Annotated in this window: 8 protein-coding genes; 7 read left to right on the top strand and 1 reads right to left on the bottom strand. The window is 66.0% G+C overall.

Annotation, left to right across the window (positions count from 1 at the left end):
* Window positions 1–23 precede the first annotated feature (23 nt).
* From L879_RS0109700 to L879_RS0109730, 7 genes are all read left to right on the top strand, one after another.
* A complete protein-coding gene (locus tag L879_RS0109700) occupies window positions 24–1844 on the top strand; it encodes a DNA polymerase III subunit gamma/tau (RefSeq protein WP_027315938.1) in 1821 nt (606 codons plus the stop codon).
* A gap of 15 nt (window positions 1845–1859) precedes the next feature.
* The gene (locus L879_RS0109705) at window positions 1860–2180 is read left to right on the top strand and encodes a YbaB/EbfC family nucleoid-associated protein (protein ID WP_027315939.1); all 321 of its coding nucleotides are present in this window, start codon (window positions 1860–1862) and stop codon (window positions 2178–2180) included.
* 8 nt (window positions 2181–2188) lie between these two features.
* Window positions 2189–2794: a recombination mediator RecR gene (gene recR, locus L879_RS0109710; protein WP_027315940.1), complete on the top strand. Its 606-nt coding sequence runs from the start codon at window positions 2189–2191 to the stop codon at window positions 2792–2794.
* A gap of 166 nt (window positions 2795–2960) precedes the next feature.
* Entirely contained in the window at window positions 2961–3806 is an 846-nt protein-coding gene (gene dapD, locus L879_RS0109715) for a 2,3,4,5-tetrahydropyridine-2,6-dicarboxylate N-succinyltransferase (protein ID WP_027315941.1), read from the top strand.
* Window positions 3807–3810: 4 nt separating this feature from the next.
* Complete coding sequence (gene dapE / locus L879_RS0109720; RefSeq protein WP_027315942.1) at window positions 3811–4968, top strand: succinyl-diaminopimelate desuccinylase; 1158 nt, start codon at window positions 3811–3813, stop codon at window positions 4966–4968.
* A 113-nt stretch (window positions 4969–5081) separates the two neighbouring features.
* Window positions 5082–5912, top strand: a complete 831-nt coding sequence (locus tag L879_RS0109725; RefSeq protein ID WP_027315943.1) for an ABC transporter ATP-binding protein — start codon at window positions 5082–5084, stop codon at window positions 5910–5912.
* A complete protein-coding gene (locus L879_RS0109730) occupies window positions 5872–6699 on the top strand; it encodes an ABC transporter permease (RefSeq protein ID WP_084020880.1) in 828 nt (275 codons plus the stop codon). The genes L879_RS0109725 and L879_RS0109730 overlap by 41 nt, the downstream gene beginning before the upstream one ends.
* Window positions 6700–6906: 207 nt before the next feature.
* Here the strand turns inward: L879_RS0109730 and L879_RS0109735 are convergent.
* On the bottom strand, window positions 6907–7214 hold a 308-nt coding region (locus L879_RS0109735; RefSeq protein WP_027315945.1), incomplete at its 5' end, for a transposase.

Genomic DNA, 7214 nt, shown 5'->3' on the forward strand with positions numbered 1-7214 from the left:
CGTTTCCCAAAGCCTTGCAGCCGATGGACGACACCACAGCCGGCACGCCCCTGAACGACGAGCCGGCCCTGCCGGGTTTCCCCTCCGCGCCCGCACCTGCCGCGCCGGCTTCGCCTTATCGCGTCCTTGCCCGCAAATATCGCCCCAAGACCTTCGACGACCTGATCGGTCAGGAGGCGATGGTCCGCACTCTCTCGAACGCCTTCGAGACCGGCCGCATTCCGCAGGCCTGGATGCTCACGGGCGTCCGCGGCGTCGGAAAGACCACCACGGCCCGCATCCTGGCCCGCGGCCTGAACTACCAGAAGGCCGACGGCTCCGGCGCGCCTACCATCCACATGCCCGAGCTCGGCGTGCATTGCCAGGCGATCATGGAATCCCGGCACGTGGACGTGCTGGAGATGGACGCCGCCTCGCATACCGGCATCGACGACGTGCGCCAGATCATCGACGGCATCCGCTACTCGCCGGTCTCGGCCCGCTACAAGGTCTACATCATCGACGAGGTCCACATGCTCTCGGAGAAGGCGTTCAACGCCTTCCTGAAGACGCTCGAGGAGCCGCCGCCCCACGCGAAGTTCATCTTCGCCACCACCGAAATCCGTAAAGTGCCGGTCACGATCCTGTCCCGTTGCCAGCGCTTCGACCTGCGCCGCATCGAGGCCGACAAGCTCGTCGCGCATCTCGCACGCATCTGCGAGGCCGAGGGCGTGCAGGCCGACCAGGAGGCGCTCGCCGCCATCGCCCGCGCGGCGGAAGGCTCGGCCCGCGATTCCCTGTCCCTCATGGATCAGGCCATCGCCCACGGAGCCGGCGTGGTCACGCCCGAGACCGTGCGCGACATGCTGGGGCTCGCCGACCGCACCCAGGTCATCGATCTCTTCGAGGCCGTCATGCGCGGCGACGTGCCGGCGGCCTTCGCGGGCCTTCGCTCGCAATACGACGCGGGCGCCGACCCGGCCGTGATCCTTTCCGATCTCGCCGCCTTCTCGCATGTGGTCACGCGCCTCAAGCTCATCCCGGAAGCGGCGAAGGATCCGGCGCTCTCCGAGATCGAACGCACGCGCGGCCTCGACTACGCGCAGAAGCTTTCCGTGCGCACCCTGTCGCGGGCATGGCAGATTCTTCTGAAGGGCATTCCCGAGGTTCAGTCCTCGAACCGCCCGATCGCCGCCGCCGAAATGGTGCTCGTGCGCCTGGCCTATGCGGCCGACCTGCCGACGCCGGACGAAGCCCTGCGCGCCCTGAAGGACGGTGCGCCCGTGCCGTCCGGCGGACCGTCCGCCCCGGTGCCACGGCCTTCCGGCCCCGCCACCTCCGGCAGCATGGCGCTGGCGACCTCGCAGCCTCATCCGCAGCCGCGCCCGCAACCGGCCTCGCCCCAGCCGACCATGCGGCTGCGCCGCTTCGAGGACGTGGTGGCGCTGGCCGGCGAGAAGCGCGAGATCGTGCTGAAGTCGCAGCTCGAACGGGATGTGCGCCTCGTGCGCTTCGAGGAAGGGCGGATCGAGCTCAGCCTCACCGAAACCGGCAGCCGCACCATCGCCAACGATCTGACCCGCGCCCTCCAGCAATGGACAGGCGAGCGCTGGATGGTGGCGCTCTCCTCCGAGGAGGGGCAGCAGACCCTCCATGAGAAGGCCATCGCGGCCGAGCGCGAGCGCAAGGAAGGGGCGGCCAATCATCCTCTCGTGCAGGCCGTGCTGTCGAAATTTCCGGGCGCGCAGATCGTCAACGTGATCGAGCGCGCCGAGAAGCCCGGCGACGATGCGCAGGCGGAAAGCCTCGGCGAAGACGAGACGCTCGCCGCGCTCGAAGCCGAAGATGACGACGATCTGTTTTAAGCGAAGGATACGCTCATGAAGGACATCATGGGACTTATGAAGCAGGCTCAGGCGATGCAGCAGAAGCTGCAGGACGCCCAGGCCGAGCTCGATGCTCTCGAAGTCGACGGCACGGCCGGCGGCGGTGTCGTGATCGTCAAGGTCACCGGCAAGGGCAGCCTCAAGGCGATCAACATCGATCCGTCGCTCATGAATCCGGACGAGAAGGAGATTCTCGAGGATCTCATCGTGGCCGCCATGAACGACGCCAGGGCCAAGGCCGAGCGCGCCGCGCAGGAGCGCATGGAAGGCATCACCAAGGGCCTGCCGCTGCCTCCGGGCCTGAAGCTGTTCTGAGGTGACGAATGGCCCAGCACGTCGCCGGCCCTGAGATCGAGCGGCTGATCCAGCTGCTCGCGCGCCTGCCGGGCTTAGGGCCCCGTTCGGCGCGGCGCGCGGCGCTTCATCTCATCAAGAAGCGCGAGACGCTGCTCAATCCGTTGAGCGATGCCATGCGCATCGCCAATGAGCGCATCGTCGTGTGCTCGTCCTGCGGCAATGTCGATACGTCCGATCCCTGCACGATCTGCCGCGATCCGAAGCGCGATCCGTCCATCCTCGTGGTGGTGGAGGACGTGTCCGATCTCTGGGCGCTGGAACGCGCGGGAGCGATCAACGCCAAGTACCATGTGCTCGGCGGCGTGCTCTCGCCGCTCGACGGCGTGCGGCCCGAGCACCTGAACCTTGAGCGCCTCGTCACCCGCGCGTCCGAGCCCGGCGTGACGGAGATCATCCTTGCGCTCAATGCCACGGTGGATGGGCAGACGACGGCCCATTACATCACGGAGCTTCTTGCCCATTTGCCCGTGAAGGTGACGAAGCTCGCCCATGGCGTGCCCGTCGGCGGCGAGCTCGACTATCTCGACGAAGGCACGCTCTCCGCCGCGATCCGCCAGCGCACCTCGTTCTGATCCGTGAGCGCCTCGTGCGCAAAAGTGGCCCCGGTTTTGCGCCGTCAACGATGTGCTCATCAAGGAAGGAAGCATCGGATCGTGCGTGTTGCAGGTGACAGGCCGGAGCGCCGTTGCTAATCAGACGGCAATGAACCCCTTGGAAACCCTTGCGCCGAGTTGCCCCATGTCCATCGCCGATCTCGCCCGAACCATCGACGCCGCCTGGGAAGACCGGGCCAATGTCAGCCCCTTCACCACGGGAGCCGCGCGCGAGGCCGTGGACGAATCCATGGAGCTTCTCGATTCCGGCAAGGCGCGCGTGGCCGAGAAGACCGCCGGCGGCGAGTGGCAGGTGCATCAGTGGCTCAAGAAGGCCGTTCTCTTGTCCTTCCGCCTCAACGACATGGAAATCGTCAAGGGCGGTCCGGGCGAAGCGACCTGGTGGGACAAGGTGCCCTCCAAGTTCGCCGGATGGGGCGAGAACCGCTTCCGGGAGGCGGGCTTCCGCGCCGTTCCGAACTGCACCGTGCGGCGCGGCGCGTATATCGCGCCCGGCGTGGTGCTGATGCCCTCCTTCGTCAATCTCGGTGCCTATGTGGGTGAGAACACCATGGTCGATACCTGGGCGACGGTCGGTTCCTGCGCCCAGATCGGCAAGAACGTGCATCTCTCCGGCGGCGTCGGCATCGGCGGCGTGCTGGAGCCGCTCCAGGCCAATCCCACCATCATCGAGGACAATTGCTTCATCGGCGCCCGCTCCGAGGTGGTGGAGGGCGTGGTCGTCGGCGAGGGCTCGGTGCTCTCCATGGGCGTGTTCCTCTCCGCCTCGACCAAGATCGTCGACCGCAACACCGGCGAGGTCTTCATCGGCCGCGTGCCGCCCTATTCCGTGGTCGTCCCCGGCTCGCTCCCCGGCAAGCCCCTGCCGGACGGCACTCCCGGCCCATCCCTCTACTGCGCCGTCATCGTGAAGCGCGTCGATGCGCAGACCCGCGCCAAGACGGCTATCAACGAGCTGTTGCGCGACTGATCCGATGGAACACTCACCGCTTTCCCTCGCCCAATCCCTTCTCCGCTGCCCCTCCGTGACGCCGGAGGAGGGTGGGGCGCTTTCCTTCATCGAGAGCGTTCTGAAGCAAGCAGGCTTCGAGGTTCACCGCCCGGTCTTCTCCGAGCCCGGAACGCCGGACGTGGAGAACCTCTATGCCCGGTACGGCACGGGCGAGCCGTATCTGCTCTTTGCGGGCCACACCGATGTGGTGCCGCCGGGCGATGTGGGCCGCTGGACGCACGATCCCTTCGGCGGCGAAATCCACGACGGCGAACTCTACGGGCGCGGCGCGGTCGATATGAAGGGCGGCATCGCCTGCATGATGGCGGCGGCGCTCGACTTCATCCGCGACAATCCGGATTTCAAAGGCTCCATCGGCTTCCTCATCACGGGAGACGAGGAGGGGCCTGCCGTCAACGGCACGGTGAAGCTCCTCGAATGGGCGAAGGGCCGCGGCGAGCGGTTCGATCATTGCATCCTGGGCGAGCCGACGAACCCGAACCAGCTCGGCGACATGATCAAGATCGGGCGGCGCGGTTCGCTCACGGGCAGCATCGTCGTCGAGGGCAAGCAGGGGCACGTGGCCTATCCGCACCTCGCGGACAATCCCATTCCGGGCATGATGCGCCTGCTCGACGGGCTTTTGAAGGAGCCGCTCGACCGGGGCACCGACCATTTCGATGCCTCGAACTTGGAGGTGACCACCATCGACGTGGGCAATCCGGCCTCCAACGTGATCCCGGCCGAGGCGAAGGCCACCTTCAACATCCGCTTCAACGATCTCTGGACGCCCCGTAGCCTTGAGGCGGAGATCGAGCGCCGCCTGCGCGAGGCCGCCGGCAACACGGTGCGCTACACCCTGACCATGGAGCCGACCAACGCGGTCGCCTTCCTCACGCCGCCGAATGCCTTCGTGGACTTCATCGCCGATGCCATCAAGGCCGAGACCGGCTCAGTGCCTAAGCTCTCCACCACGGGCGGCACCTCGGATGCTCGCTTCATCGTGAAGTACTGCCCCGTGGTCGAGTTCGGCCTCGTGGGCCAGACCATGCACCAGATCGACGAGCGCGTGCCGGTTGCCGATCTCGACCGGCTGGCAACGATCTACCGCAAGGTGCTGGACGCCTATTTCTCCGCGTGAGCCTGACGCGCCTGAGCCTTAGTGCCCTTGGCCTGCGACAAGGCGGCCCGGCTTATTGACTCTGCTCATCGCCGGGCAAGCTTCCTGATCTGAAGGTAACGGGCGGAGAGGCGATGGCTGCACCGGATTCAGGTGATCGGCCCAATGAGGCCGGCATCATCGAGACGCAGGCTCTGACGCGGAGCTTCGGCGATCTGACGGCTCTCGACGCCGTTTCCCTGCAGGTCCGCCCGGGTGAGATTTTCGGTCTGATCGGGCCGAACGGGGCCGGAAAATCGACCCTCATCAAGATGCTCACGACCCTGCTGCCGCCGACCTCCGGGACCGCCCGCGTAGCGGGCTTCGATGTGGTGCGCCAGCCTGCGAAGGTGAGGGCCCATATCGGCTATGTGCCCCAGCTCCTGTCGGCGGACGGCGCCCTGACGGCTTACGAGAACCTTCTGGTTTCCGCGCGCCTCTATCTCGTTCCTCCGGCACAACGGGCGGTGCGCATCGAGGCCGCCCTCAAGCTGATGGATCTGGAAGATGCGGCTCAGCGCCTCGTCTCGGGCTTTTCCGGGGGCATGATCCGGCGGCTCGAGATCGCGCAGAGCATGATCCACGAGCCTGCCGTCCTGTTCATGGACGAGCCGACGGTCGGGCTCGATCCGGTGGCCCGCCGCGCCGTCTGGGATCATGTGCGGCAGTTGCGTGCCAATCTCGGCACCACGATCCTGATCACGACCCATCTGATGGACGAGGCGGACGAGCTTTGCGACCGGATCGGGGTTCTGCATGCGGGGCGGCTCGAAGAGGTGGGCGCGCCCCAGGAATTGAAAGCCCGGATCGGTCCCGAAGCCACTCTCGACGACGTGTTCGCCCATGTGACGGGGACCGAGATCACTACCGCAGGATCCTATCGCGATGTCCGACAGACCCGCGCCAGCGCTCGCGCCCATTCGTGAAGCGGCTTTGCCGTCACCGGCGATGGGGTACCTCACCCAGGTCTATGCGGTGGCGGCAGCCGAGATCCAGAAGCTCGGGCATGACCCCAGCGAACTCCTGACGCGAGCCCTCCAGCCTGCGATCTGGCTTCTGCTGTTCGGGCAGGTCATGGCCCAGGTGCGGGGCATCGCGGATGGAGGCCGCTACCTGGATTTCCTGGCGCCCGGCATCCTGGCCCAGAGCGTCCTTTTCGCCGCCATCTTCTACGGGATCGCCGTAATTTGGGAGCGGGATCTCGGGGTGCTGCACCGCTACATGGTCAGCCCTGCACCGCGCAGCGCGCTCGTTCTCGGCAAGGCGGCCTCGTCGGCCGTGCGGGGCCTGTCCCAGGCCGTCATTGTATATGGGCTCGCAGTCCTTATGGGGATCGAGGTTTCGTTCTCCCCGGTCCACATCGCCGGTGTCGCGCTCTTCATCGCCATCGGTTCGGCCCTATTCTCGACCTTCTCCCTGATCATCGCCTGCATCGTGAAGACACGGGAGCGTTTCATGGGCATCGGCCAGGTGCTCACCATGCCGATCTTCTTCGCCAGCAACGCGATCTATCCTATCGAATTGATGCCGGCGTGGCTCAGGGCCGTCTCATCCGCCAATCCGCTGACCTATGAAGTCGACGGCCTCCGCGCCCTCATGCTGGCCGGCGGCACGAGCAAATACGGGCTTGGTGTCGACCTTGCCATCCTCACCGCCGTGACGGCGCTGCTCGTGGCGATTGCGGCCCGCATGTATCCTCGCCTGACGTCCTGAACACGGGATGCGCCGCGAATGGCGATCGGCGCATGCAACGCGCTCACCGTAAACATCTGACGAGAAAAGTTGACTTGCACTTTTGGGATCCACCCGATGCGCTAAGCCCCGCGATGGAGGTTCCATTAACTGTCCTGTGCGGTCCCGCCGGGATTTCCGGCCTGGTTTCGTGACAGGCAACGGTGCGGATGCTAGAGCGGCGGTCATTCAAACGAATCCATATCCGGCGGCGGTAAAGTAGTTGCGGCACGCCTCAGGCTTCACGAGATCGCAGATGTCGCCGATGGCGCGCCAGAGTGCCTCGATGGTTCGGGCTTCGGCTTTGCGCAAGTGCGCTTTGATCTGCGAGAAGACCTGCTCAATCGGATTCAAGTCCGGACTGTAGGGCGGCAGAAACAGGAGCCACGCGCCACGGGCCCGGACGGCCATCTCGGCTTTCGCACTCTTGTGTGCCGGAAGATTGTCGAGGATCACGACGTCGCCGTGCGACAGGGTCGGAGCCAGCTGGGTCTCCA

This window comes from Microvirga flocculans ATCC BAA-817, assembly GCF_000518665.1.
Lineage (GTDB): Bacteria > Pseudomonadota > Alphaproteobacteria > Rhizobiales > Beijerinckiaceae > Microvirga > Microvirga flocculans.

Bases quoted from the DNA above. Each gene is read 5' to 3' on its own strand.
- L879_RS0109700 (WP_027315938.1), top strand. From the start codon at position 24: ATGGACGACACCACAGCCGGCACGCCCCTGAACGACGAGCCGGCCCTG.
- L879_RS0109705 (WP_027315939.1), top strand. From the start codon at position 1,860: ATGAAGGACATCATGGGACTTATGAAGCAGGCTCAGGCGATGCAGCAG.
- recR (WP_027315940.1), top strand. From the start codon at position 2,189: ATGGCCCAGCACGTCGCCGGCCCTGAGATCGAGCGGCTGATCCAGCTG.
- dapD (WP_027315941.1), top strand. From the start codon at position 2,961: ATGTCCATCGCCGATCTCGCCCGAACCATCGACGCCGCCTGGGAAGAC.
- dapE (WP_027315942.1), top strand. From the start codon at position 3,811: ATGGAACACTCACCGCTTTCCCTCGCCCAATCCCTTCTCCGCTGCCCC.
- L879_RS0109725 (WP_027315943.1), top strand. From the start codon at position 5,082: ATGGCTGCACCGGATTCAGGTGATCGGCCCAATGAGGCCGGCATCATC.
- L879_RS0109730 (WP_084020880.1), top strand. From the start codon at position 5,872: ATGTCCGACAGACCCGCGCCAGCGCTCGCGCCCATTCGTGAAGCGGCT.